We start from the raw sequence: 1,578 nt of genomic DNA on the forward strand, positions 1-1,578 counted from the left end.
GCTTTCAATTACCCACAAATTCTCCTCCGACCATGGCGCCCAGCGCGATGTCGGTGAGGCGTGACAGCCCGCGCCACATGACGGTATTGCCGGGCGGCGGATCGCTGGCGCGGGCGAGATAACCGCCGAGCCGGGCGATCTTGATCAGATAGTGCGAGAGCGTTTTCTGTCTTGCTTTTGGTTTGTCGTTGGCGAGGCGATCGAGCACACCGATTTCAGTCGCAGTCAACGCGAGGGTTGGTGGCGCGTCTGGGGCGGAACGGTTGAGCATCGTCATCCAGAAGACCCGCCAACTCAGGATGCAAAACAGGGAGATCAGATTGGTCAGACGCTGGGCGGTCCGGAGCTTCGACTCCTCAGCTTTGCAGCCCGATTTGAGGATCTTGTGGAACACCTCGATCTTCCATCTCAAAGCATACCATTCGAGCTTCTCAATGGCGTCGGTGCGGGAACCAACCGGCAGGTCGGTGATCAGCTTCCAATCGATCTTCTTTCTGTTTTTCGGCGTCCCGCGCTCTTCGGCATGGATCACCGTCAGGGTCAGAGCGGGATAGCGCTTCTGCTTTCCGATCGGTGGCAGGATGCGTATCTTGCGATACCGGATCTCAAGAACGGCCTGGTCGGGATCGCCGTTGCTGTCTCTGACTTCGATGCGATGGAGCCCTTTGACGGCGACCTCGTCCATTTCATCAGCGATCGTGTGATCCCCGTCTCCAGCCAAGCGGTCGACGCAGGTCCTGATCAGGAAATGAGTTCCGATCTCCTGTGCTGCGCAGAAAAGCTCGTAGATGTCACTCTCGCGATCACCGATATGGATGCATCGTCCCGGATGATCCACGAGTTGCGTAGACTGCTTGAGATTTTCCAACCACCGGACGCTTTCCTTTTTCTCGATGGGAATCCGGGTCGGATTGATCTTCTTTTTAAGCGCTGCCGTCCCCTTGAATTTCTTCCGGGTCCAGAACTTAACGGCCGCCAACCCCAGCGGCACACCCTCGATTGTAACCGCGAGGCTCGAATGCATCAGGATGCCGCAAACCGTGTGCGATCTGAGGCGACCCGCCTTATCCCGCCCACTGTTTATGCTCTTGGTGATGCCGATCGCTTCTGACTTCTCGCGTTGATAGCTAAACTCCGTTGTGTCGTGCAGCACAAGAACGAGACCTTCAGCAGCGGCGGTACGATCACGTGTCGATTGGAAATGGCCGGCCAGAATGTCCGCTTCGCTGACCCGGTCATTGGAGAAGAAGCGGTAGGCTGCCTTGGTATTCGCCCAATCCTGGCAGACGAGCGGAATGCTTTGTCCCATGGCGCTTCCAATCTGCGTGAGCAGTTTGCGGAATCTGTCGCCGAGCCGCGCGTCCCTAAACTCGCATCCACTACTCTCTCGATCAATCCAACATTCGCCTTCCAAGGACCGCAAACGGCCTTTTGCCGATCGATCCCTTAATGTCAGCCCCATAGAGCACCCCCTCGCGAATCAGGTGCTCAGCAAGGAATCACAAGTGATTCTTTCGATTCAAGACTTTGCCGATCAGCGGATCAGCCCGAGTGGTCAAAGTTATGGGTAATTGAAAG

The 1,578-nt window shown here is 56.5% G+C and carries 1 protein-coding gene; it reads right to left on the minus strand.

Going from position 1 to position 1,578, the window contains the following annotated elements; all coding sequences use genetic code 11:
- Positions 1–4 precede the first annotated feature (4 nt).
- The gene (locus tag SO139_RS46105; protein ID WP_254108284.1) at positions 5–1,462 is read right to left on the minus strand and encodes an IS4 family transposase; all 1,458 of its coding nucleotides are present in this window, start codon (positions 1,460–1,462) and stop codon (positions 5–7) included.
- Between the last annotated feature and the right edge of the window lie 116 nt (positions 1,463–1,578).

Source organism: Bradyrhizobium sp. UFLA05-89, assembly GCF_059803475.1.

Bases quoted from the DNA above. Each gene is read 5' to 3' on its own strand.
- SO139_RS46105 (WP_254108284.1), bottom strand. From the start codon at position 1,462: ATGGGGCTGACATTAAGGGATCGATCGGCAAAAGGCCGTTTGCGGTCC.